The sequence below is a fragment of the Microbacterium sp. genome (assembly GCF_031179285.1).
GTDB lineage: Bacteria > Actinomycetota > Actinomycetes > Actinomycetales > Microbacteriaceae > Microbacterium.
In genome coordinates, this window is sequence record NZ_JAPSHY010000005.1 from 68063 (window position 1) to 91424 (window position 23362).

General features: G+C 68.9%; 18 protein-coding genes. 5 read left to right on the forward strand and 13 right to left on the reverse strand.

Going from position 1 to position 23362, the window contains the following annotated elements; all coding sequences use genetic code 11:
- Positions 1–57 precede the first annotated feature (57 nt).
- Entirely contained in the window at positions 58–222 is a 165-nt protein-coding gene (locus RIN18_RS04820; protein ID WP_309102814.1) for a hypothetical protein, read from the forward strand.
- 47 nt (positions 223–269) lie between these two features.
- Here the strand turns inward: RIN18_RS04820 and RIN18_RS04825 are convergent, their stop codons facing one another.
- The gene (locus tag RIN18_RS04825) at positions 270–476 is read right to left on the reverse strand and encodes a CsbD family protein (RefSeq protein WP_309102815.1); all 207 of its coding nucleotides are present in this window, start codon (positions 474–476) and stop codon (positions 270–272) included.
- A gap of 354 nt (positions 477–830) precedes the next feature.
- Between RIN18_RS04825 and RIN18_RS04830 the strand changes: the two genes are divergently transcribed.
- Positions 831–1316, forward strand: coding sequence for an FBP domain-containing protein (locus tag RIN18_RS04830; RefSeq protein ID WP_309102816.1), 486 nt, complete (start codon positions 831–833; stop codon positions 1314–1316).
- On the opposite strand, the gene RIN18_RS04835 is transcribed toward RIN18_RS04830, so the two are convergent.
- The 4 genes from RIN18_RS04835 to RIN18_RS04850 form a co-directional block, all read right to left on the reverse strand.
- Positions 1306–3585 (reverse strand): glycoside hydrolase family 3 N-terminal domain-containing protein, encoded by a 2280-nt coding sequence (locus tag RIN18_RS04835; RefSeq protein WP_309102913.1) that lies wholly within the window; start codon positions 3583–3585, stop codon positions 1306–1308. The genes RIN18_RS04830 and RIN18_RS04835 overlap by 11 nt on opposite strands.
- A gap of 122 nt (positions 3586–3707) precedes the next feature.
- Positions 3708–4589 (reverse strand): carbohydrate ABC transporter permease, encoded by an 882-nt coding sequence (locus RIN18_RS04840; protein WP_309102817.1) that lies wholly within the window; start codon positions 4587–4589, stop codon positions 3708–3710.
- Positions 4586–5593 carry a carbohydrate ABC transporter permease gene (locus RIN18_RS04845; protein ID WP_375163496.1) on the reverse strand — a complete coding sequence of 336 codons (1008 nt, stop codon included), beginning with the start codon at positions 5591–5593 and terminating at the stop codon, positions 4586–4588. Before RIN18_RS04845 ends, RIN18_RS04840 begins: the two co-directional genes overlap by 4 nt.
- 22 nt (positions 5594–5615) lie before the next feature.
- Positions 5616–6905: an extracellular solute-binding protein gene (locus RIN18_RS04850; protein WP_309102819.1), complete on the reverse strand. Its 1290-nt coding sequence runs from the start codon at positions 6903–6905 to the stop codon at positions 5616–5618.
- A gap of 163 nt (positions 6906–7068) precedes the next feature.
- Between RIN18_RS04850 and RIN18_RS04855 the strand changes: the two genes are divergently transcribed.
- A complete protein-coding gene (locus RIN18_RS04855) occupies positions 7069–8073 on the forward strand; it encodes a LacI family DNA-binding transcriptional regulator (RefSeq protein WP_309102820.1) in 1005 nt (334 codons plus the stop codon).
- Between the two features lie 15 nt (positions 8074–8088).
- On the opposite strand, the gene RIN18_RS04860 is transcribed toward RIN18_RS04855, so the two are convergent.
- From RIN18_RS04860 to RIN18_RS04895, 8 genes are all read right to left on the reverse strand, one after another.
- The gene (locus RIN18_RS04860; protein ID WP_309102821.1) at positions 8089–8928 is read right to left on the reverse strand and encodes a PaaX family transcriptional regulator C-terminal domain-containing protein; all 840 of its coding nucleotides are present in this window, start codon (positions 8926–8928) and stop codon (positions 8089–8091) included.
- Positions 8929–8933: 5 nt separating this feature from the next.
- On the reverse strand, positions 8934–10193 hold the full coding sequence (locus RIN18_RS04865; RefSeq protein ID WP_309102822.1) for an aminotransferase class V-fold PLP-dependent enzyme: 1260 nt from the start codon (positions 10191–10193) through the stop codon (positions 8934–8936).
- A 1-nt stretch (position 10194) separates the two neighbouring features.
- On the reverse strand, positions 10195–11238 hold the full coding sequence (locus RIN18_RS04870) for a hydrolase (RefSeq protein WP_309102823.1): 1044 nt from the start codon (positions 11236–11238) through the stop codon (positions 10195–10197).
- The gene (locus RIN18_RS04875; protein ID WP_309102824.1) at positions 11238–12089 is read right to left on the reverse strand and encodes a tryptophan 2,3-dioxygenase family protein; all 852 of its coding nucleotides are present in this window, start codon (positions 12087–12089) and stop codon (positions 11238–11240) included. Before RIN18_RS04875 ends, RIN18_RS04870 begins: the two co-directional genes overlap by 1 nt.
- Positions 12090–12137: 48 nt before the next feature.
- The gene (locus tag RIN18_RS04880; protein ID WP_309102825.1) at positions 12138–13190 is read right to left on the reverse strand and encodes an alpha/beta hydrolase; all 1053 of its coding nucleotides are present in this window, start codon (positions 13188–13190) and stop codon (positions 12138–12140) included.
- A gap of 63 nt (positions 13191–13253) precedes the next feature.
- Positions 13254–13826 carry an isochorismatase family protein gene (locus tag RIN18_RS04885; protein WP_309102826.1) on the reverse strand — a complete coding sequence of 191 codons (573 nt, stop codon included), beginning with the start codon at positions 13824–13826 and terminating at the stop codon, positions 13254–13256.
- Positions 13823–15274: a cytosine permease gene (locus RIN18_RS04890; RefSeq protein WP_309102827.1), complete on the reverse strand. Its 1452-nt coding sequence runs from the start codon at positions 15272–15274 to the stop codon at positions 13823–13825. Before RIN18_RS04890 ends, RIN18_RS04885 begins: the two co-directional genes overlap by 4 nt.
- A 37-nt stretch (positions 15275–15311) precedes the next feature.
- A complete protein-coding gene (locus RIN18_RS04895; protein WP_309102828.1) occupies positions 15312–16595 on the reverse strand; it encodes a M18 family aminopeptidase in 1284 nt (427 codons plus the stop codon).
- Between the two features lie 142 nt (positions 16596–16737).
- Here RIN18_RS04895 and RIN18_RS04900 point away from each other — a divergent pair, with 142 nt between their 5' ends.
- Both RIN18_RS04900 and RIN18_RS04905 read left to right on the forward strand, forming a co-directional pair.
- Positions 16738–22290, forward strand: coding sequence for a hypothetical protein (locus RIN18_RS04900; protein WP_309102829.1), 5553 nt, complete (start codon positions 16738–16740; stop codon positions 22288–22290).
- A gap of 198 nt (positions 22291–22488) precedes the next feature.
- A complete protein-coding gene (locus tag RIN18_RS04905) occupies positions 22489–23358 on the forward strand; it encodes an EamA family transporter (protein ID WP_309102830.1) in 870 nt (289 codons plus the stop codon).
- Positions 23359–23362: the final 4 nt, after the last annotated feature.

Sequence of the window (23362 nt, forward strand, 5' to 3'; positions counted from 1 at the left end):
TCGCTACGGTGAGGTCACCGAATCGGGCGCGCGGCGCCCCCGGCAGAAGGGAAAATGATGAACATTCTTTTGATCATCGTCGTCGTCGTCGCCATCATCCTCGCGATCACGGGGGGACTGGTGCAGTCGCTCCAGTTCCTGCTGTGGGTCGGTCTGGTGCTGCTGGCGATCGCGGTCATCGCCTGGCTGATCCGGTCGATCAGCGGCAAGCGCAGCGTCTGATGCAGGAACGGGCTCACCGGAAGGTGGGCCCGTTCCCTTTTCAGGTCTCAGTCCTTGAAACCGTCACGAAGGGAATCGCCGGCGTTCTTCGCCGCGTCCTTGACGTTCTCGCCGGCCTGCTTCGCGCCGGCCTCGGCCTGATCCATCTTGCCTTCGGCCTCGAGCTCTTCGTTGTCGGTCGCCTTTCCGACGCCCTCCTTGACGTTGCCCGCGGCCTTCTCGGCGGCGTTCTGAACCTTGTCTCCGGCACTCATGTCCTCGTCCTTCCGTCAGCGGATTCGGTGGAGATCCCACCGTCGCATCGAGTCCAGGGGAAGGCCAAGGGATTGACATCTCCAGGTGAACATGCCAATCCGGCCGGGGCTCAGGTCGCGCCTGCGTCGTGCCCAGCGGGTGTAAGCTCTCGGCGTGCTGATCTCGATGGGCGCCCGGAGGGCGCGGATGGGAGCCACGGGCGCGAACAGCGCCGGTGGCAGAGGCTGATCACCGGCCGGAGGCGGAATCCCCGTCCCCGGCGATGCGGTGTACCCGGCATCCGCTCTGATGCCGCCTCTCCTGATCCCACCGGCCGCGACCGCGCGGCCCCGCACGAAAGCACCCACATCCTCATGCGTCCCATCGACGAGCGCGCCATCCGCGCCAGTTTCCGCAATGCCTCCCGCAAGGAGATCTCCGACCTGAACCTGCCGGCCGGTTTCGCCGATCTCGACTTCGAGCGTCTCGACTACCTGGGGTGGGCGGATCCGAAGTTCCCCCGCCGCGCGTACGTGATCGCTGCGGCCGGCGAGGGTGTGCACGGCATCCTCCTGCAGCGGGCAGAGCAGCGCGTTCTCGCACGCGCTCAGTGCTCGTGGTGCGAAGACGTCACTTTGCGCAACGACGTGCAGCTGTTCACGGCGCGCAAGGCCGGAGCTGCGGGGCGCAAGGGCGACAGCGTCGGGACGCTGGTGTGCGAGAACTTCGGATGCTCCGCGAACGTCCGGCGGCTCCCTCCGCTCGCCTACGAGGGATTCGACCGGGAGACGGCGCGAGAACTGCGCATCCTGCGGCTGCAGGAACACGTGACCGGTTTCATCGAGGCCGTCACCGGTTGAGCGCAGCGCCGTCGACGATCTCGGCCATGGCGGTCGTCTCCTCATGGTCGCAGGATCCGCCGACCCAGAGGCGGATCCTGCCGGGCTCCACGCGGCGCACGCCGTCGACGCCGGTGAAGGAGAGCCGAGCGGCCGGCACCTCGAACCGCACAACCTGCGACGTTCCGGCATCCAGTGTGACCCGTTGGAATCCGATCAGCTGTGCGAGCGGTCGGGTCACGCTCGCGACCTCGTCGTGCGCATAGAGCTGGACGACATCGGTACCCGTCCTCGAACCGGTGTTGCGCACGCGGACGGTCACCCGGAGATCCGCGCCGACGCCGACGACGTCGGCCGCCGTCAGCTCCTCGTGCGAGAACGTGGTGTAGCTCAGACCGTAACCGAAGGGCCTGACGGGCGTCGGGTCGGCGCTGGTCACATCGGTCCGTCCGCCGAGGACGGGACGGAGGTAGGAGAAGGGCTGAGCGCCCGCGGAGCGGGGGAGCGACACCGGCAATCGGCCGGACGGAGTGGCCCGGCCGCTCAGCAGTGCGGCGACCGCAGGCCCCCCCTCCTCGCCGGGGAAGAAGGTCTGAAGCGCTGCGGCCGCGGGCACTGCACCTGCCGCCCGGTCCGCAGCGGCGTGCGCCCTCGAGTTCACCGCGCCGAGACCGGTGACCGCGCCGCCGCCCGCGCCATCGCCGCGCAGTGCCGGCAGCGCCCAGTCGAGCACGTAGGGCCGGCCCGTCATCACCACGAGCACCACCGGCGTTCCCGTCGCGATGACGGCTTCGACGAGGTCACGCTGGATGCCGGGCAGGTCGAGCGATTCGACATCGTTGCCCTCGCCGACCGTGCCGCGGCCGAACAGTCCGGCGCGGTCGCCAACGACCACGACGGCGACGTCGGCCGCCTCGGCCTCCGCGACCGCGGCAGGCAGCGCACTCCGGTCGGCCGACTCCACCGCGCACCCCGGCGAATGCACGATGTCCGCGTGCGGGAACTCCTCGCGGATCGACTGCAGCACGGTCGGGAGCGCGATTCCTGGCTCGGTTCCCGGATGATGCACGAGCACGTGGTTGACGAACGAATAGCAGCCCATGAGGGCCTCGGCGCTGTCGGCGTTGGGCCCGATCACCGCGATGCGCTGTCGTGCCGAGGGATCGAGCGGCAGGATGCCGTCGTTGCTGAGGAGCACCACGGACTCCTCGGCGAGACGGCGCGCGATCGCCCGATGCGCCGGCGGGTCGAGGTCGACGGCGGTCGGTTCGCGGCTGAAGTCCGCGTCCAGCAGCCCGAGCTTCTCCTTCTGAGACAGCACTCGCGCCACGGCCCTGTCGAGGACCCGGGCGTCCAGAGCACCGGCTCTCACCTGCCCGGCGAGCGTCGTGTACGCATCGGGCGACGGGAGTTCCACATCGATTCCCGCCGAGATCGCGAGCGCGGCAGCTTCGCCGCGGTCCGCGGCGATGCGGTGCATCGTCCGCAGGAAGTCGACGGCGAAGTAGTCGGAGACCACCACGCCCTCGAAGCCCCAGCGCCCTCGCAGCACCTCGTCGAGGTAGTACGGGTCGGCGGCCACGGGCACCCCGTCGATGTCGGTGTAGGAGTTCATCACGCTGCGGGCGCCGCCCTCTCGGATGGCCATCTCGAACGGCGGCAGGAGCACGTCTTCGATCTCGCGGCGACCCAGATGCACCGGGGCGTGATTACGGCCGGCCTGCGAGGCGGAGTATCCGACGAAATGCTTGAGCGTGGCGTGCACGCCCTCGGACTGCAGGCCGCGGACGTAGGCGGTGCCGATCACGCCGACCACCAGGGGATCCTCGGCGATGCACTCGTCGACGCGCCCCCACCGCGGGTCGCGGATCACGTCGAGCACCGGCGCGAGTCCCTGATGGATGCCCAGCGCCCGCATCGACGATCCGATCGCACGCCCCATCTCCTCGACGAGGTCGGCATCGAAGGAGGCCCCCCAGGCCAGCGGCGTCGGGAAGGTTGCCGCCTGCCAGGCGGCGAGTCCCGTCAGGCATTCCTCGTGCACGAGCGCGGGGATGCCGAGACGCGTCTCCTGCTGCAGGCGCCGCTGCTCCGCCCACAGCCACCTCGCCCGCTCCAGCGGGTCGACGGGCCGGGTGCCGTAGACCCGTGTGAGGTGGCCGATGCCGTCAGCCACGGCCTCCTCGTACCGGGTGGAGCTCTTCTTCCCGCCCGACATCGGGGCGACGACCTCATCGCCCTGGTCCACCCAGAAGCCCATGAGCTGCGCCTGCTTCTCCTCGAGGGTCATCCGTTCGAGGAGCGCCTCGACGCGGGGGGAGAGGGGGCGGGGGGTCTTCTGCAGCACGTTCGTCTCTTTCTGCTGGTGGTGTCGTGAGGTCTGCGCAGGTTTTGGCGTCGCCCTGGTGGGGGTCAGCCCTTCACCGCTCCGGTCAGCCCGCCGACGATGCGCCGCTCGAAGAGGCTGAAGAACACCAGCGCCGGAATCATCGACAGCGAGGTGAAGGCGAGGACCTTCGCGGTGTCGACCGAGTACTGCGACGCGAACGACTGCACGCCCAGCGGCAGGGTGAAGGACGCCGCGTCGTTGAGGATGAACAGGGGCAGCAGGTATCCGTTCCAGCTGCCGATGAAGGCCAGGATGCCGGTGGTGATGACGCCGGGCAGCGACAGTGGGAGCACCATGCGCCAGAAGAACCCCAGCCGGCTGCATCCGTCGATGAAGGCGGCCTCCTGGATCTCGTCGGGGATCGCGCGCAGGAAGGGCACGAGGATGATGATCGTGGTCGGGAGGGTGAAAGCGATCTGCGGCAGGATGACCCCGAGCAGGGAGTTCATCAGCCCGAGGTCGCGCACGACGATGTAGAGCGGTGTGATCGCCACGGTGAGGGGGAACATGAGGCCGGCCGCGAACAGCGCGTAAAGGACTCCCCGGCCGGCGAACCGGTATCGCGCGATGACGTATGCCGCCATCAGGCCGAGCGCGATTGCACCGCCGGTGGTGGCGAGGGCGACCAGCGTCGAGTTGAGCACCTGCTGCCAGAACACACCGCCGAACAGCACGTCGAGATAGTTCGCGACGATCCACGGCTGCGGCATGCCCGCGGGGTCCGCGGTGATCTGCGCATTCGTGCGGAACCCGCCGATGACGATGTACGCGATGGGGGCGAGCATGAGCCCGACCGTGATCAGCGCGACGACGTACACCGTCGGGTGCGCCCACGGCAGGCGCGCCCGCGCCGCGCGGCCCGAAGGGGTCGCACGCTGCGTCACCAGCAGCGATGTCGTGGTCATCGTGTCCTCCTCGACACGTTGCGGCGGGATAGCGGTCCGGTGAGGGCGCCGTCGGTGTCTCGCCTCAGCACGGCGCGCTGGTAGATCAGCGCCACCACGAGCGAGATGACGAACAGCACGACCGCCACCGCATTGCCGTAGCCGAAGTTGCCTGCGTTGCGCCCCTCCGACACCATGTATGTGGCCATCGTCGACGTGCCGGCCGTCGAGGCGATGTACTGCCCCCAGATGATGTAGACGAGGTCGAACAGCTGGAGCGAGCCGATGATCGACAGGAAGGCCCAGATCCGCAGCGTCGGTCCGAGCAGCGGCAGGGTGATCCGCCACTGGATCTGCCAGTAGGAGGCGCCGTCGATGGCGGCGGCCTCATGGAGCTCTTCGGGGATGCCCTGGAGTCCGGCGAGGAACAGGATGACGGCGAACCCGACGTACTTCCAGGTGATGATCGCCATCAAAGTCCAGATCGCGACGTCAGGGTTCGACAGCCAGTCGTTGCGCAGGAACCCCAGGCCTGTGCTCTCGAGGAGATCGTTGAACGCACCGGCGGTCTGAAGCATCAGGCTCCAGCCCGTGCCCACCACGACCTCGGAGATCACATAGGGGATGAAGATCAGCACCCGGATCAGTGACTGCCCGCGCATGCGGCGGTTCAGCAGCAGCGCAAGCAGGATCGCCGCAGGCCCCTGCAGCACGAGCGACAGCACGAGGATGACGCCGTTGTGGGTGAGTGCCTCATGGAAGAGCGGGTCCTGAAGAATCGTGATGTAGTTCTTCAGGCCGACGAACTCGGTCGGAGGACCGTACCCCTGCCAGCTGAAGAAGCCGTAGTACGCCGCCATCAGCACCGGGAAGATGACGAATCCGACGAAGACGAGCAGCGCGGGCCCGGCCAGCAGGACGATCTCGAGCCGGACGCCCCACCGGCGCCGGGTGGGGGAGGACCTCTGAGGGTCTTCCCCCACCGGGGTGCCCGTGGTGACGTCGCTCGGCGGTGCGGAGAGCATCACGGGAGTGGTCATGCTCCGCTCAGGCCTTCGCCGCGGCGTCCTGCACGGCTGCGACGATGTCGTCGGGCGTTCCCTGACCTGCCAGCATGTCGACGACCGCGACGTTCAGGGCGTTGCCGACGTTCTGGCCGTAGACCGTGTCGAGCCACTGCGAGGCGTACGGTGCGGCGTTGTACGCCTCGAGGATCGCCTGCAGGTACGGCTCGGTGACGGCCCCCTGCGCGACCGTGTTCACCGGAGGCGCGTTGAACGCCTTGTAGTAGGCGGTCTGCACATCTGCGGTGCCGAGGAAGTTGAGGAAGTCGACGCAGGCGTCCGGCGCGTCGACCGAGCAGGAGTAGCCGTCGACGCCGCCCATCATCGACCCGGGCTCGCCCTCGCCGCCCTCGACCTCCGGGAACGGGAACCAGCCGAGATCCGCGAGCGGCTTCTCGTCCGGCGTGAGCGACCCGATCACGCCGGGGTTCCACGCGCCCATCAGCTCCATTCCGGCCTGGTGGTTGGCGATGAGGCCGGCGGAGCTGCCCGCGCCCTGCTGGGCGGACGTGGTCAGGAAGCCGGGGTTGAACGGCTCGCTCGCGGCGAATTCCTGCAGATCCTCACCGGCGCGCACCCAGCACTCGTCGTCGAAGGCCATCTCATCGGCGGCCTTGGCGAGGGTGTCGGAGCTGCACTCGCGCAGTGCGAACCAGTAGTACCAGTGGGCCGCCGGCCACGCGTCCTTCGCGCCGAGCGCGATCGGCGCGACGCCGGCCGTCTTCAGTGCGGCCGTCGCCTGCTCGAGCTCCTCGATCGTGGTCGGCGTCTCGGTGATCCCCGCCTGGGTGAACAGGTCCTGGCTGTAGAACAGGCCGCCCGGAAGCACGGCGACCGGCATCGCGTAGATCTTGTCGTCGAGACTGTTGGCCGAGTATGCGGCATCCGGGATCTCGTCCGCCGCGGCACCTGAGATGACGTCGGTGAGGTCCTTGAGCTGGCCGGCCTTCACCATCGCCGCCATCTTGCCGCCGCCGCGCTGCAGGAAGATGTCGGGCGCATCGCCGGAGTTGAGTGCGGTCTGCAGCTTGCCGTCGAGGTCCTCGTTCTGAATGGACTGGATCTCGATGGTGACGTCGGGGTTGTCCGCTTCGAAGTCGGCGACCGTCTGCTCCCAGAACTCCGTGCCGGGTCCGGTGGTGGAGTTGTGCCAGAGCGTCATGGAGGTGGTGCCGTCATCCGTGCCTGCACCCTGCGAGCAGCCGGCCAGGGCGAGAGCCCCGACCATGACCGCGGCGGCTGTGGACGCGAGGGGGAGCCTTCTGCTGTTCATCTGATCGTTCTCCTCGTCGAGTTGCGCACCGCGGCATTGCGGGCGCTGCAGCCGCCTGTCGGCTGACCGCGTGGCAAGCAGTCTCACTCGGCGCTCAGCGATCGTCAAACGTTTTCGAAAACAGTTTCCGCCCTGCATTCCGACCGAGCTACGCTGAACACCCATGAGCGGACGAACGACCATCCACGATGTCGCGCAGGCGGCGGGAGTGTCGGTGTCGACGGTTTCGAAAGCCGTCAACGGCCGCTACGGCATCGCCGATGCCACGGTCCGCCGCGTCCTCGACGTGGTGCGCGAGCTCGGATACGAATCCAGCCTGGTCGCCAGCAGCATGCGAGCGAGGCGAACCGGCGTCATCGGTGTGCTCCTGGCGGATTTCGAACCGTTCAGCGCCGAGATCCTCAAAGGCGTCGGATCCGCAGCGCACGGCACCGCCTTCGACCTGCTGGCGTACAGCTCTCGTCAGGCGGCGGGCGAGGGCTGGGAACGCCGCTCCTTGAGCAGATTGTCCGGCACGCTGATCGATGCCGCGATCATGGTGACCCCCACGGTCGTCAGCGCCGCGGCGGAGATCCCCGTGGTCGCCGTCGATCCGCACACCGGCCGCGCGGATCTTCCGACCGTGGAGTCCGACAGCTTCGGCGGCGCACTCACCGCGACGCGGCATCTCATCGACATCGGACATCGCCGAATCGGGTTCCTTGCGGGGCGTCCGGATCTGCGATCGGCGGGCCTGCGTGACGCCGGCTACCGCCGTGCGCTCGGCGACGCCGGCATCCCTGTGGACCCGTCGCTCATCGGTGTCGGGCGCTACGAGCTGGAGACGACGCGCGAGTCGGCGCGCCTGCTGCTCGCGGGCGACCGCCGGCCCACCGCGGTCTTCGCCGCCAACGACCTCTCGGCGATCGCCGTCATCGAGGTCGCACAGGAACTGGGCCTGCGAGTGCCGGACGACCTCTCCGTGATCGGCTTCGACGACGTGCCAGAGGCCTCGCGGCGAGCCCTGCCGCTGACGACGATCCAGCAGCCGATGCAGCGTCTGGGTGCCGTCGCGGCCGACATGGTGTTCACGCTGCTGTCGGGACAGGAGATCGACCAGGTCCACGTGACGCTGCCGACGAGACTCGTGGTGCGAGCGACGACCGCGCCGCCGCGGGCCGGAGGGTGACCCGCACCCTGGGGCTCAGCCGTGCACCGCGGTGCGCACGAACTCCCAGGCCGGTCGTGCCAGCTGCGCCGACAGCCGGGCGTGCGCTGCGAACGTGCGCTGCCCCGGCCAGTCGGCAGGAAGGAGGGAGGGCGGAAGGCCCGGGTCGCGGTAGGGGAGAACCCGCCACTCGTCGATGAAGCGCACGTACGCCGCGAAGGGTGCCGCCTCGGCGGCGGGCAGTGCCGCGAGTGACGCCTGGAAGCGGTCGTGCTCCGCTCGCAGGGCGTCGAGATCCCACCACTGAGCGATCGCGGCGGCAAGGGGCCCCGCGACCTGAGGCGTCTGCGTCCGGAACACCGTCGCCCACTCTCGCGCGCCGACTTCGGTCAGGATCAGTTCGACCTCGTCCTCGAGGTACCCCGGGGCGATCCACAGCGCCGGCGAGACGTTGCCGCAGCCGATCCACTGCAGTCGGCGGCGCAGCTGGTGCCGCAGGTCCCGACGTGACTCCGGGATCGAGAACGACAGCAGGCACCACGCGTCATCGGCCGCCATCTGCCGGATCTCGAAGATGCGACGGTCGCCTCGCTCGAGCATGGGAATCGCCGCGGGGTTCAGCCGGTAACCGATGGCACCCTCACGCTCGGCGAGCAGCAGACCCTTCTGCTTGAGCCGGGCGACGCCTGTCCGCGCCGGTGCGGGCGGGATGCCGAGGACGCCGGCCAGACGCACGAGATCGGCCGTCGAGATCCAGCCGCCGAGGCGCCGCAGGTACAGGCCGATGAAGGTACGCAGGAGCGACGGGGTGCTGCCGGGTCTCGCGTCGATGTCGTCGACGATCGCGAGCTCGAATGTGGTCAGGGCATCCGGCATCCCGCTCACCCCTGCAGTGCGTCTCGCACGGCCAGCACCCCGGTGACGGTCTCGACGTGCGAAGTGCTGAGGGGCGAGAGCCCCAGCCGGATGCCGTCGGGGAACCGGAAGTCGGGGATGACCCCCCGCGACCACAGCCGTGCGGTCACCGCGCGGAAGTCGGGGTGACCGATGGTGACGTGGCCGCCGCGCAGAGCCGGGTCGCGTGGACTCAGCAGCCGCACATCGAGAAAGGCGAGCACCTCGTCGTACGCCCGCACGGCGAGGTCGGTGAGCGACTGCGATTTCGCGCGGACCTGCTCGATCGTCGCCTCCTCGATGAGATCGAGCATGCCCTGCATGGCGAGCATCGACGTCACCGGCGGGGTGCCGCTCAGCAGCTGGCGGATGTCGGGGGCGGGTACGTACTCCGGACCCATCGCGAAGATGTCGGCGGCGCTCCACCAGCCCTGGATCGGCTGACGGAGCACTCCCTGCAGCCCGTGGCGCAGGTATGCGAACGCCGGGGATCCGGGACCGCCGCCCAGGTACTTGTAGGTGCATCCGACCGCCAGATCCACGCCCCAGGCATCGAGCTGCATCGGCACGACGCCGACGGAATGGCACAGATCCCACATCATCAGGGCTCCGGCATCGTGCGCGGCGGCCGTGATCGAGGGCATGTCGGCGAGGGCACCGGAGCGGAAGTCGACGTGGCTGAGTGAGACCAGCGCGGTGCGATCCGACACGACCGCTGCGACGTCGGCGACACGGACGCCGTGCACCGGATCGGGTTCGAGCCAGCGCAGCGTCATCCCGGTCTCGGCCGCCACACCTTCGGCCATGAACCGATCGGTGGGGAAGTTGCCCGCCTCGATCACGAGCTCGCTGCGTGCGGGGTCGGCGGCGGCCGCCGCACGCATCAGCTTGTAGATGAGCACGCTGGTGGAGTCGGCGACGACGGTCTGCCCGGGGGCTGCGCCGAGCGCGATCCGCCCGATCCGGTCGCCGAGCTGCGTGGGAAGCGCCATCCACTGCTCGTCCCAGGAGCGGATGAGCCGGGTGCCCCAGTCCTCGCGCACGAAGGCCGCGATCTTCTCCGGAAGGTCTCGGAGCGGTCGCCCGAGCGAATTGCCGTCGAGGTAGGCGACGACGCCCGGCGCGTCGACGAATGCCTTGAGGTGAGGGTGTAGCGGATCGGCGGCATCGAGAGCGCGGGCGGTGTCGATGAGAGCGCGGTCTGCGCCGGTGCTTGCGACGCCGGCGGCGCCGGAGCGGTCTGTCATGTCAGTTCTCCAGATCGGCGATGGTGAGCGGGCGTCCGCGAAGCGGATCCGCACCGGAACCCGGCGGGAAGCGCAACAGCTGAGAGCCCGGTTCGCGCGGATCGACGGGCGAGAGGGCGCGCAGCAGAGCGTCACCGTCGATCCCCGCATCCCGAAGGGCCGTGACCTCGACGGGATTCACGTCGACCGGCGTCGGGCCGTTCCCCATGTCGGTGCCGTAGCGGACGATGCCTCCGGCCGCGTGGAAGCGCCGCACGTTGTCGGTCGCGATGCCGAGCTCCTCCGCGGCGTGGATGGCGAGGGTCGAGATCCACGACAGGGATGCCGCCTGAGCCTCGATCTCGTCATCGGTGAGTCGCTCGGTGAACGGGGCGTGCGCGAGCATCCGGGCGCCGAGTCGCGCGACGCGCTGCGCCTCACCCCGGCCTTCCGCGTGCGCGACGACCGGCAGCCCCCGGGCGGCTGCGAGTCCGGCGATGACCCGGAAGAGCTCGTCGCCGAACACCGGCCCAGCCGTGCTGTTGCTCGCGACCTTGATGCAGGAGGCCCCGGCATCCGCCATCTCGGCGACGGCCGCCGCCGCTTCGCCGGGATCGGCGATCTCGCGCCACGACGCCGCCGGCGCCCAGCTGCGGTCCGACGGGTAGCCCCCGGGAGCGGTCAGGAAGGCCCCGGCATACTCGACGCGGATGCGGTGCCCCCGCGCGGGCGTCGACAATTCAGGAACGTCGCCGTCGAAATCGCCCGCGGAGCCCCCTCGGCGCGGTCCGCGACGAGTTCTTCCTGAATTGTCGACCGCGAGATCGGCGATGACCGCCGGGTTCCCTCCCAGATCGACGACCCGGCCGAGGGCTGAGCTCGCGAGGAGCGAGGAGTCCACGAGCTGCAGGTGCACGTGGTGGTCGGTGAATCCGCCCGTGATGACGCCGTCGAGCCTCGGGGCGCCGCTGCGCGGAGCATCACCGCGCAGCACGATCGCGCCGTCCACGATGTCGACCGTTCCCTCGTGCCACGCCGTTCCATCGAAGAACGTGACGGCCTTCATCAGCCGCCGATCTCAGTGCGCACGGTGTACAACTCGGGGAAGAACGTCAGCTCCAGGGCTTTCTGTAGGAAACCGGCGCCGCTGGAGCCGCCGGTGCCCACCTTCATGCCGATGGTCCGGGTGACGGTCTTGAGGTGACGGAATCGCCAGAACTGGAAGTTGTCCTCGAGGTCCACCAGGTCCTCGCAGGCTTCGTAGAGATCCCAGTACCGCTGCGGGTCCTGGTAGATCTCACGGATGGCGGGGACGAGCTCGGGCGTCTCACGGTACGGATCGCGCACATCGCGCTCGAGGATTGCGGGCGGGACCGGAAGCCCCCGCCGCGCGGCATACCGGAGGAACTCGTCGTACACCGTGGGCTTGTGCCACTGCGCGGTCAGCAGCGCGAGGTTCTCGGGGTGATCGGCGAAGACCTTCAGCATCCGCTCGTTCTTGTTGCCGAGGGCGAACTCCACTGCCCGGTACTGCACCGACTGGAATCCGGACGAGTTGCCGAGCGCGCCGCGGAACTGCGCGTATTCGGTCGGTGTGAGGGTGGCGAGCACCGACCACTGCTGCGTCATGACGTCCTGGATGCGCTTGACGCGCGCCACCCGCTTCAGCGCTTCGCGCAGGTCGTCGCTGGCGAGCAGGTCGCGGGCCGACGAGAGCTCGTGCAGCATGAGCTTGAGCCAGAGTTCGGTCGTCTGGTGCTGGATGATGAACAGCAGCTCATCATGGTGCTCGGGGACGCTCACCGGATGCTGAGCCGTGAGCAGGCTGTCGAGGTGGAGGTACGACCCGTACGTCATCCGCCCGGCGAGGTCGGTGACGATGCCCGATTCGATCGGACGCTCATTCTGCTCGGTCATCCTGCAAACATATCACTCGCATGCCGAGCGTCACAGACGTGAAATGTCTCAGTCCGTGTGCGCCTCGAGGAAATCGATCGTCTTCTGCAGCGCCGTCTGCGCATCGGGCATGTCGAGGTGGAACTGATACTCGTGCGGCAGGGCCGGCTCGTGGGGTGCGGGCCAGAACAACGGGGTGACCTCGACTCCGAGCTCGTCCAGGCGCTTGGCCATCGGGATCGACTGCAGCCAGGTGAGTCCGTCGCCGTTGCCGCCCGAGATGTACGTCGCCGGGAAGTCCGCGGTCACCCAGTCGATCGTCGACATCGTCGCCCCCGTGGAATCCTCGGCCCAGGTGCGTGTGCCGGAGTACGCCCACATCGCCGACTTGAAGCCCCATCCGATCACGCCGTCGAGTTCTGCGAGGGCGGCGAGGTCGTACACGCCGCAGTTGAGCACCGTCGCGCTCAGCTGGTCCGCGTCGATCGCGGGTGTGATGTCGAGGATCTCGGCGTAGTCCGGGTTGGTGACGAGCGTCGCCATCTGGCTGGCGAGCTGCCCGCCGGCTGAGTCCCCGGCCAGGACGATCTGCGTCGGGTCGACGCCGAGGTCTGCGGCGTTGGCGTCGATGTAGGCGAGGGCGTCGTTGAGCTGATGCACGGCGAGCGGATAGACGCCCTCGGGCCCGATCGTGTAGTTCACCGCGATCGTGGTGTACCCCTCCGCCGCAAGGATGCGCATGTACGGGTCGACGTTCTCCTTCGAGCCCGAGATCCACGCGCCGCCGTGGATCCAGACGACGGTCGGCAGCGCGCCCTCAGCGGATGCCGGCCGGAAGACGTCCATCGTGGTGTCCGCTCCGTCGTCGGCGTAGGCGACGTCGCGCTGCTCGGTGAGCTTCGTGTCGGGGACGTGCTTGTCCATCTCGGCGGCGGTGTCGTCGCCGCCCTTGGAGAACACCGACCGGATCAGCATCGCTGAGGGCCACGGCGTGACAGAGCCGACGATCGCGACGACTGCGATCACGGCGATGACGCTCAACAGCGCCACCTTCGTACGATGCCACGGCCGTCTGGCCTTCTTCTCGTGGTCGGACTGCTCGGCGTGTGCGTCTGTGCTCATGGACCCCTCCAGCAGACAGTGTGGCAGTGATTCGGCTGCGCCGTCGGCACTCGGCTACCCGCGTCAGCGGGCGCTCAGGACGGAGGCGGTGTCGCTGAGAGTGATCTGGGGCGGGTAGAGCCCCATCACGTGAACCGCCGCCGCGTGATTTTCGGCCGTCGAACCGGCACACGCGTCGACGGCGACGGTGACGTGCGCGCCGGCATCCGCCGCGGCCAGCGCCGTCGAGATCACGCAGCAGTCGGTGGAGACGCCGGCGAGCACGATTCGCGCCCCGCGCCCGACGATCGCCTCGATCTCCGCGCCCCACTTGCCGAACGTCGGACGATCTAGGGTCGGAAGCGGCGACAGCTCGGCTGCTCCGGGAACGAGGTCGAACAGCGCGTCAGTCGGCGGTTGATCAGCGAAGGGCCACGCGTCGAAATACTCGCCCCACGAGGTGGTGCGGTCGGCCGTCGGCATCCAACGCGTGACGATGACGCGGTCTTGGAACGACTCGGCCAGCGCTCGGATGCGCGGCATCGTGTCGGCGAAGAACGGTGACCCCCACGCTGAGTCCGCGGAGGCGAAGATCGTCTGCGGGTCGATGACGACCAGCCACGCGCCCTCACTCGGCGAATCGGGCGAGCCGGTCACGACTGCTCCTGCCGCCGGATCCTGCCCGCGCGCGCGAACCACGTCACCGCGAACGAAAGCACGAGCGCGAAGAACACGCCGAGGTTCGCATACGCCCATTCACCGTCCTTGCCGCCGATGAGCCCGAGAAGGTATCCCTGCCAGTTGTTCCACGGCGCGGCATCCGCGAAGTTGTTGATCACGAACCCCCAGCCGATGACGCTGGCGACGAGCATCGTGCCGATCGACGTCCAGTCCCACGCACCGTATCGGCCGTTGTCGTCGAAGAGGGCGGCCTCGTCGTAGTCCTTCCGTCGCCGCAGGATGTCGGCGATGAGGATGCCGGCCCACGATGCGAGCGGCACACCCAGAGTGATCAGGAAGCTCTGGAACGGACCGAGGAAATCCGTGGCGAAGAAGACGACGACGACGGTGCCGATGGTGAGGATGATCCCGTCGATGGCGGCGGCCGACGGGCGGGGAATGCGGATGCCGAGGCTCAGCAGCGTGAGTCCGGAGGAGTAGATGCCGAGCACTGCCCCCGAAACGAGTGCGAGGACGGCCGTCAGCAGGAACGGCACGAGCACCCAGATCGGCAGGATCGACGCCAGCGCACCGATGGGGTCGCCCGCGATCGCGGCACTGAGCTCATCGTCGGATCCGGCGAGCAGCAGGCCGAACACCACGAGGATCACCGGTGCGACGGATCCGCCGACTGTGTTCCACATGACGATTGCGCCGTCGGAGGCGGTGCGCTTCTGGTAGCGCGACCAGTCGGCGGCGATGTTGATCCAGCCGAGGCCGAACCCGGTCATCACCATCACGAGGGCGCCGATCACCTGACCGATGCCGCCGTCGGGCCGCGAGAGCACGCCCGCGAAATCGATCGCGGGCGCCGCGAGGATGATGTAGAGGATCGTCACCACGCCGGTCACCCATGTCAGCACCGACTGCAGCTTCATGATCGTGTGATAGCCGAGCACGGACGCCACCACGATGAGCGCGGCGACGATGACCGTCGCGATGATCCTGAGTGCGACGCTGTCTCCGTCGCCGCCGAGCTGGGTGATCACCGTGGCGGTCGCCAGCACCGCCATGATCGCCAGGAACGTCTCCCACCCGATCGAGGTCAGCCACGAGACGACGCCCGGCACCTTCTGCCCCTGCACGCCGAACGCGGCACGCGAGAGCACCATGGTCGGAGCCGACCCGCGTTTGCCCGCGATCGCGATGAGTCCGCAGAGCAGGAACGACACCACGATGCCGATGACCGAGACCACGGTGGCCTGCCAGAACGAGATGCCGAAGCCAAGCACGAACGACCCGTACGACATGCCGAACACCGATACGTTCGCCGCGAACCAGGGCCAGAACAGGTCGCGCGGCTTGGCGGTGCGGTCTGTCTCGGGGATGATCTCGATGCCGGCGCGCTCGATCAGGGCCGGCGCTGCTGCGATCTTGTCGCTCATGCCATCATCCTGGCACTGCCGACGCGTGGACGGCGCGTCAGTCGCGGAAGAATGTCGACGCGACGCGGGTGAGGTCGTGCAGATCCGACACCCCGGCAAGCTCGCGGGCGGAGTGCATCGACAGGATGGGGATGCCGACATCGACCGTGCGGATGCCGAGGCGCGTGGCGGTGATCGGGCCGATCGTCGACCCGCAGGGCACGGTGTTGTTCGAGACGAACTCCTGTGCGGCGATCCCGGCGCTCTCGCACCACGAGGACCAGGCGGCGGCGCCGACCGCATCGGTGGCGTAGCGCTGGTTGGCGTTGATCTTGAGGATCGGTCCCGATCCGAGCACGGGCTGCACCACCGGGTCGTGCTTGGCGACGTAGTTCGGGTGCACCGAGTGGCCGACATCGCTGGACAGGCACCAGGACGACGCGTATGCCTGACGGCGCAGCGAGGTGTCGGCGCCGAGGTTCGCGTACACCCGCTCCAGCACATCCTCGAGGAACGGGCCCGCTGCCCCCGATCGCGACTGCGAACCGAGCTCCTCGTGATCGAACGCGGCGAGCACGGCGATCGGGCCACCGGGGGCGGTTTCGAGAGCCGTCAGCGCGACGACCCCGGCATGCACCGAGGCGAGATCGTCCAGCCGGCCCGAGGCGAAGAACGCACTGTCTTTGCCGAAGACCGCTCCGCGCGCCGCGTCCGCGATGACGACGTCGTAGCCGCGGATGTCGGCCGCATCGACGTCGGCGGAGGCGGCGAGTTCTGCGAGCAGGTCGGCCTCGGTGGGGTCTCCGAGACCCCAGACGGGCTGCGTCTGGAACTGCTTGTCGAGCTCGAGTCCGCTGTTGACCCCGCGGTCGAGATGGATGGCCAGCTGTGGCAGGCGCAGCATCGCCCCGGTGTCGGCGAGCACCACGCGTCCGTCGGCGAGTGCGAGACGGCCGGCGAGCTTCAGCTCGCGGTCGAGCCAGGAATTCAGCAGCGGGCCGCCGTAGACCTCGACGGCCGCCTGCAGCCAGCCCTTCGTGCCGGTCGTCGGCTGGGGCTTGAGCTTGAAACCGGGGGAGTCGTTGTGGGCACCGAAGATGTGCACGGGGGTCTTCGCCGCCGCGTCCGGCGGAACCACCCACGCGATCGCCGCTCCGTCGCGCACCACCACGTAGCGTCCCCCGGCCTGCGTCGGCCAGGCATCCTGCTCGCGCAGTCGTGTGAAGCCGACCTTCTCCGCGCGTCGAGCGACCTCTTCGGCAGCGTGATAGCTGGAGGGCGACGCGGAGATGAAGTCGGCGAGATCGGCGGCGTGATCGAGTGCAGCCTGGTTGGCGGGCATGGGGGCCTTCCTGAGCGGAGTGTTCTTCGATCGTAATCGTGCTCCTCGTGGACGAACGAGCCGGTCCTCTATCCTGATCAAGGCGGTGGACGCGCGTCGGGGGACGCGGGAGATTCGTGACAGCTGCCGAGAGAAGGAAGTCGTGCGCCCGAAGATCACGCGCCAGCCGCTTCGACGGGCGATGGCGGGCGCGCTGACGGCGCTGCTGCTGGCCGCAGGCCTGACCGTCGTCACTGAGACCGCCATGCCGATCTCGGCATCCGCTGCACAGAATCCGACCAGCTGTCAGAGCGCTGTCGCACTGACCAACGGCGGGTTCGAGACGCCGACGGTGCCGAACGCGAGTTATCGACTCTTTCCCGAGAGCCAGGTCCCTGGCTGGCTCACGAACGACAGCCTGAATCAGATCGAGTTGTGGAGCAGCGGCTTCCAAGGTGTCCCAGCGGCGGCGGGCCGGCAGTTCGCCGAACTCAACGCGAACAGTGCCAGCCGGCTGTATCAGGACGTGACCACGACGCCGGGGCAGACGCTCGCATGGTCGTTGAAGCACCGCGGCCGCGCCGGCGTCGACGTCATGCGGGTGCTCATCGGCCCGGCGACCGGAGCTCTGGCGCAGAACGGGCCGAACCTCAGCGACGGGACGACGGCCTGGGGAACCCACACCGGCACGTATACGGTGCCCGCAGGTCAGACGGTCACACGGTTCGCGTTCGAGGCCGTGAGTTCCGCCGGCGGCAGCAACGGCGTCGGCAACTTCCTCGATGACATCACCTTCGGTACCGGTCCGTGCCTCATCACGACCAAGACGGTGGCGAACCTCACCCGAGTCGGCACGACCGCCGAGGTGGGAGACACCCTCCGCTACACGGTGACCACACGCAACGACGGCGGCAACCCCGCCCTCCAGTCGATCTCGAGCGACGTGCTCGCGACCGGCCTCGAGTTCGTGCCCGGTTCCCTCAGGATCGTCAGCGGGCCGGGTGTCGGCACGCTCACCGGGGCCACCGGCGATGACCGCGGCGACTTCACCGCCGCCGACCGGACGGTCAGGGTGCGTCTCGGCGACGGCGGCACAGCGACGGCGGGCGGTTCCATCGCGCCCGGCACCGCCACCAGCTACACCTTCGACGCCAAGGTGAATGTCTCCGCGGCCGCGGGAACGGTGCTCAACGAGGCTCGCGTCGCATTCCGCGATGCGGTGGTGAACCAAAACCGCACCTCGATCTCGCAGGAGACGCAGACGCCGGTGAATCCGGCAGCGGACCTCGCGGTCATCAAGACGCTGGACACCGCCCAGCTGGTCGCAGGGCTGCCGGCGACCTTCACCGTCACCGCGACGAACAACGGTCCGCAGGCCGCGACCGGCGTGGTCGTGACGGACGTCGTTCCTCCCGGCCTCATGAACGTCACCGCCACCTCGGGTGGGGCGTCCTGCACGGTGGCCGCCACCATCAGCTGCGCCGTGCCGGACATGGGCGTCGGCGACAGCGTGGACATCGAGATCACGGGAACCGTGGTGCCGTCGCGCGATCCCGGCGCCGCGCTCACGAACACCGCAACGGTGTCGGGGTCGCGGACCGACCCCGACCTCGCGAACAACAGCGCCACCGTCATCGGCACGCTGACCACCAGCGCCGACGTCTCGATCGAGAAATCCTTCGCACCCAGCACGCCCGTCGCCGGCCAGGACGTCACATACGAGCTGATCGTGCACAATGACGGTCCGTCCGAGGCCAGGGATGTCGTCGTCACGGATCCGCTCGACCCCGAGACGACTCTCGTGAGCGTCGACACGGATCAGGGCACGTGCGGCCCCGACCCCGACGTCCTCACCTGCGCCATCGGGACCCTGGCGCCCGGGGCGACGGCCACGGTCACTGTGGTCGTGCGGATCGCGACCGGTGCGACCGCCGTCGTGCAGAACACGGCATCCGTGACGACCAGCACCACCGACTCCGATCCCACCGACAACGTCTCCTCCACGAGCTTCCAGCCCGACATCATCGCCGATCTGGCAGTCGTCAAGACGGCATCCGCATCGCAGGTGTCGGCGGGCGTCGCGATCGACTTCACGCTCGCCGTGAGCAACCTGGGCGCCTCGGACGCCGTCAACGCCGTGCTGTCAGACACCCTGCCTGCCGGCTTCACCGTGACATCGGTTGATGCCCCTGCGGGGGTGGCCTGCGACTCCGGCGACGGGTCGTCCGTGCAGTGCACTTGGGCGACCTTGTCCGTCGGCGGGCCCGTGCTCGTCGTCGTCCACGCGGTCGTCGCCGCCGATGCGCCCGCGGGAATCGTCACCAACACGGCATCGGTCGCCTCGCCCGCTGACGACCGCAACACCGCGAACAACTCCTCGTCGGCCCAGGTCGAGGTGGTTCAGTCGGCTGACCTCGCGATCGAGAAGTCGGCGCCCGCCACCGGTGAGCCGGGGAGCGAGTTCGCCTACACGATCGTCGTGACCAACAACGGGCCCTCCACAGCCCGCGGCGCCACCGCGACGGACGTCCTTCCCGCCGAGCTCATCGATCCGGAGGCGGACCTCGCCGGCTGCACCATCGACGCCGGCACACTCACCTGCCAGCTGGGTGATATCGAACCCGGCGGCACCCGCACTGTTCAGCTCACCGGCACCTGGCGTGCGACCGCCACCGGCACCGTCGTGAACACCGCCGCGGTGGCCTCGGCCACCCCCGATCCGGTCGAGGAGAATGACTCAGACCAGGCCGAGGTCTCGCTCGTTCCGAGTGCCGACGTCAGCATCACCAAGAGCACGACGACGCCGACCGTGCCGCTCGGAGGTGATGTCTCCTTCGTCGTCACCGTGCGCAACGACGGTCCGTCGGCTGCGGTCGGCGTGGTCGTCGACGAGCTTCCCGAGGTCGGGCTCACGATCACGGGCGCTGCCGCGTCCGCGGGAACGTGGTCGCAGGCCGAGACGCTGTGGACGGTCGGGACGCTGCTTCCCGGTGACGAGCAGACGCTCACCGTGACGGGGACCGCCGATGCCGTCGGCGTCCTGGTGAACTCCGCCACTGCCGCCTCGCAGACCCCCGACCCCGACGAAGGCGACCTCACCGCGACGGCGACCGTACAGGCGACCCCGTCGGCCGACCTGTCCATCGTCAAGACGATCTCGGTGAACCCGGCGCCGGTCGACGGCGACGTCACCTACACGCTCGTCGTCGAGAACAACGGCCCGGGCGCCGCAGCGGACTTCGCGATCTCCGACGTACTGCCCGCGGAATTGCTCGACGCCGCCACGACGACCACGGACTGCGCCATCACCGACGGCCGGCTGGACTGCGCGGGCGCCCCCCTCGGCGTCGGCGAGACGTTCACGGTGAGCATCACCGGCACGATCGATCCCTCGACCGCGTCGGAGAGCATCTCCAACACAGCCACCGTGACATCCACCACCGACGATCCGACCCCGGCGAACAACGAGTCCACCGTGACTGTTCCACTCGCCGGCACGCCGGCCGTCGAGCTGGTGAAGGTGGCGGGCACCCCCGTCGACGCGACCGGTGACGGCCGGATCGGTGCGGGCGACACCGTCTCGTACACGTTCACGGTGCGCAATACCGGTCCGGTCACCCTCACCAGTGCGGCGATCACCGATCCGCTTCTGGGCGGTGCCGTCGCGTGCGCCGCATTCACCGGGCCGCTCGCACCCGGCACCGAGGTCACCTGCGCGCCGGTGCAATACGTTCTCACCCAGGCCGATGTGGATGCCGGAACGGTGCACAACGCGGCATCCGTCGTCGCTCAGTCCGCCCGCGGGCCTGCTGAGGCTGATGCCGAAGCCGATGCGACCGTCCCGGCGGTGAACGGCATCAGCCTCGACAAGGCGCCCGGAGACATCATCGACGCCGACGACGATGGCGCCATCGGCGCCGGCGACACCATCGCCTACGCGTTCACCGTCACGAACACCGGTACGACGACGCTGACCGACGCGCAGATCACCGATGCGATGCTCGGCGGCGCGGTGCCCTGCGCCGCGCTCGACGGCGTCTCGCTCGCTCCGGGTGACGAAGTCGTCTGCGCCCCGGTCGCCTACGAGCTGACCCAGGAAGACGTCGACGACGGCTTCGTTCACAACGAAGCCTCGGTCGTGGCGGACTCGCCCTTCGGTGAGGTGTTCGACACCGCATCGGCGGATGCGACCTTCGCCGGCAGTGCGGGTCTCGAGCTGGTGAAGACGGCAGGGGCACCCATCGACGCGAACGGTGACGGGCTCATCGGCGCCGGCGACAGCCTTTCCTACACCTTCGCCGCCCGCAACACCGGCACCACCACTCTGAGTGACCTGGAGATCTCCGACCCATTGCTCTCGGACGAGCCGCTGTGCGTGCTGGCGGCCGATCTGGCTCCTGGTGAGACCTACGACTGCGGTGACGTCGTGTTCGACTACACCCTCACACAGGACGACGTCGAGAGCGAGATCGTCCGCAACACGGCCACCGCCGACGCCTCCAGCCCCCTGGGCCCGGTTGCCGATGATGCGTCGGCGGATGTCGTCATCACCGGCACCGCCGCGGTCGAGCTCACGAAGACGGCGGGGCAGCCCGCCGACGCCGACGGCGACGGACGTTTCGGCGAAGGCGATACGGTCTCGTACACCTTCACCGTCCGCAACACCGGCACGACGATCCTCCGCGACATCGTGCTCGACGATCCGCTGCTCGGCGGCGCGATCGACTGCGCGGCTCTGGGAAATCTGGAACTCGACCCGCAGGACGAGGTCGGCTGCGGCCCCGTCGAGTACGCGTTCACGCAGGTCGACATCGACGCAGGCACCGTGCACAACACCGCGACCGTCACAGGCGAGGCGACGAGCAGTACTGCGGAGGACACCGCCGAAGCCGACGTCGAGGTCACCGGAACCGACGCGCTCAGCCTGTTGAAGTCGGCCGCGGCGATCGTCGATGCGAACGGCAGCGGACGCACGGATGCCGGCGACACCATCGCCTACACCTTCACGGTCGAGAACACCGGCACGACGACGCTCTCGGGCGTCTCGGTCTCCGACCCCCGTCTCGCAGGCGATGTCGTGTGCGAGATCGTCGTGCTCGCGCCCGGCGAGGCGACACTGTGCTCTGGTCCGTCGGCGGTGCTCGCGCAGGCCGAGATGGATGCCGGCGAGATCGTCAACACGGCGACGGCAACGGGCACCGGCACTGGCGAGGAGGCCCCGACGGCAGAGGCGACGGTGGTGACGCCCATCGAAACGCAGCCGGCGGTCGCGCTCGTCAAGACCGGGGGTGAATACGCCGACGTGAACGGCAACGGCACGGTGGATGCCGGTGATTCGGTGCAGTTCCGCTTCACCGTCACGAACACCGGCGCGGTGACGCTGACCGGCATCATGATCGATGACCCGAAGCTGGGCGGTGCCGTCGACTGCGGGTTCTCACCGCTCGCGCCGGGGGAGAAGGCGGACTGCGGCCCGGTGGGCTACGTGCTGACATCCGCCGACGTCGCGGCGGGCGAGGTCGTCAACGTGGCGACCGCCACAGCCCTGGCCGGCACCGCGACGGTGACGGCTGCCGCGACCGTGACGATCGATCTGAGCGGCCTCGCGACCACTGGCGGTATGGTCACCGGCGTCGGCTGGGCGCTCGCTCTGCTGGCCGTGGGTCTCGTGGTGATGCTCGTCGCCAGGGTGCGCCGCAACGCCGCGGAGATCTGACCGCGCGCGAACGTCCGGCACGAGTGAGGAGCTCGCGCCGGCGTTTCGCGTGTCGAGCGTTTCGCGTTCGCGATGCGGGTTTAGCGCTAGCTTTGCGGGTTTCGCATCGCGTCGTGGGTTCCGCACCGCGGCATAGGGTGGGTTCGATAGCGCCAAGACACCGTTCGTCGCGCCGCGCCTCGGATGGAAGGTCTCGTCTTGTCCGCTCTCGCATTCGCCCTGGTACTCGCCGCGGCGATCGCCCACGCCTCGTGGAACATCGCCGCTCACGGTGTCAGCAGGGCCGGCATGCCGTTTCTCTGGTGGGGAGCGATCGGGAGCACGCTCCTCTGGGCGGGCGCGATCCCGTTCACCGGCGGGTTGGGCACCGACGATCTCGGCGCATTCGCGCTCGGGGTCGGTGTGTCTGCTTTCCTGCACGTCGGCTACATGGCTGTGCTGCAACGCGGCTATCAGGTGGGCGGCCTTTCGACCGTCTACGCCACCGCACGAGGCACCGGGCCGTTTCTCTCGGTGATCATCGCTGTGCTTGTGCTCGGTGAGCGGCCGTCGATCGTCGCGCTGTTCGGGGTCGCCGCGATCATCGTCGGCGTGGTCGCCATCGGTCTGGTCGACCGGGGGCGGCGGGTGGATGCCGACCGGCCACGCATCGATCGAGGTTTGTTGTTCGGGGTGCTCACCGGCGTGGCGATCGCCGTCTACACGATCTGGGACGCGCACGCCGTCCGCGCCTGGGATCTGTCACCGGTGGCGTTCATGGTCGGAACCACAGCGCTGCAGGTTCCGTTCTACTCGTTCGCGGTGCGAGGGCGCTGGCGGGTGGTGTGGGCGCTCGGGCGCGCGCAGTGGCGCCGCATCCTGATGTTCGGCGTGCTGTCGCCGCTGTCCTACATCTTGGTGCTCACAGCGATCCAGATCGCTCCCGTCGCACTGGTCGCCCCGCTGCGTGAGGTGAGCGTGGTGCTCGTCAGCCTGTTCGGGGCATTCGTGCTGCGCGAATCGCGCGCAGGGTGGCGAATCGCCGCGTCGATCATCGTGGTCGTCGGCATTGTCCTGCTGGCGGTCTGAGCGG

Bases quoted from the DNA above. Each gene is read 5' to 3' on its own strand.
- RIN18_RS04820 (WP_309102814.1), top strand. From the start codon at position 58: ATGAACATTCTTTTGATCATCGTCGTCGTCGTCGCCATCATCCTCGCG.
- RIN18_RS04850 (WP_309102819.1), bottom strand. From the start codon at position 6,905: ATGAACAGCAGAAGGCTCCCCCTCGCGTCCACAGCCGCCGCGGTCATG.
- RIN18_RS04825 (WP_309102815.1), bottom strand. From the start codon at position 476: ATGAGTGCCGGAGACAAGGTTCAGAACGCCGCCGAGAAGGCCGCGGGC.
- RIN18_RS04835 (WP_309102913.1), bottom strand. From the start codon at position 3,585: ATGACCCTCGAGGAGAAGCAGGCGCAGCTCATGGGCTTCTGGGTGGAC.
- RIN18_RS04895 (WP_309102828.1), bottom strand. From the start codon at position 16,595: ATGCCCGCCAACCAGGCTGCACTCGATCACGCCGCCGATCTCGCCGAC.
- RIN18_RS04830 (WP_309102816.1), top strand. From the start codon at position 831: ATGCGTCCCATCGACGAGCGCGCCATCCGCGCCAGTTTCCGCAATGCC.
- RIN18_RS04855 (WP_309102820.1), top strand. From the start codon at position 7,069: ATGAGCGGACGAACGACCATCCACGATGTCGCGCAGGCGGCGGGAGTG.
- RIN18_RS04840 (WP_309102817.1), bottom strand. From the start codon at position 4,589: ATGACCACGACATCGCTGCTGGTGACGCAGCGTGCGACCCCTTCGGGC.
- RIN18_RS04890 (WP_309102827.1), bottom strand. From the start codon at position 15,274: ATGAGCGACAAGATCGCAGCAGCGCCGGCCCTGATCGAGCGCGCCGGC.
- RIN18_RS04880 (WP_309102825.1), bottom strand. From the start codon at position 13,190: ATGAGCACAGACGCACACGCCGAGCAGTCCGACCACGAGAAGAAGGCC.
- RIN18_RS04860 (WP_309102821.1), bottom strand. From the start codon at position 8,928: ATGCCGGATGCCCTGACCACATTCGAGCTCGCGATCGTCGACGACATC.
- RIN18_RS04870 (WP_309102823.1), bottom strand. From the start codon at position 11,238: ATGAAGGCCGTCACGTTCTTCGATGGAACGGCGTGGCACGAGGGAACG.
- RIN18_RS04865 (WP_309102822.1), bottom strand. From the start codon at position 10,193: ATGACAGACCGCTCCGGCGCCGCCGGCGTCGCAAGCACCGGCGCAGAC.
- RIN18_RS04875 (WP_309102824.1), bottom strand. From the start codon at position 12,089: ATGACCGAGCAGAATGAGCGTCCGATCGAATCGGGCATCGTCACCGAC.
- RIN18_RS04845 (WP_375163496.1), bottom strand. From the start codon at position 5,593: ATGCTCTCCGCACCGCCGAGCGACGTCACCACGGGCACCCCGGTGGGG.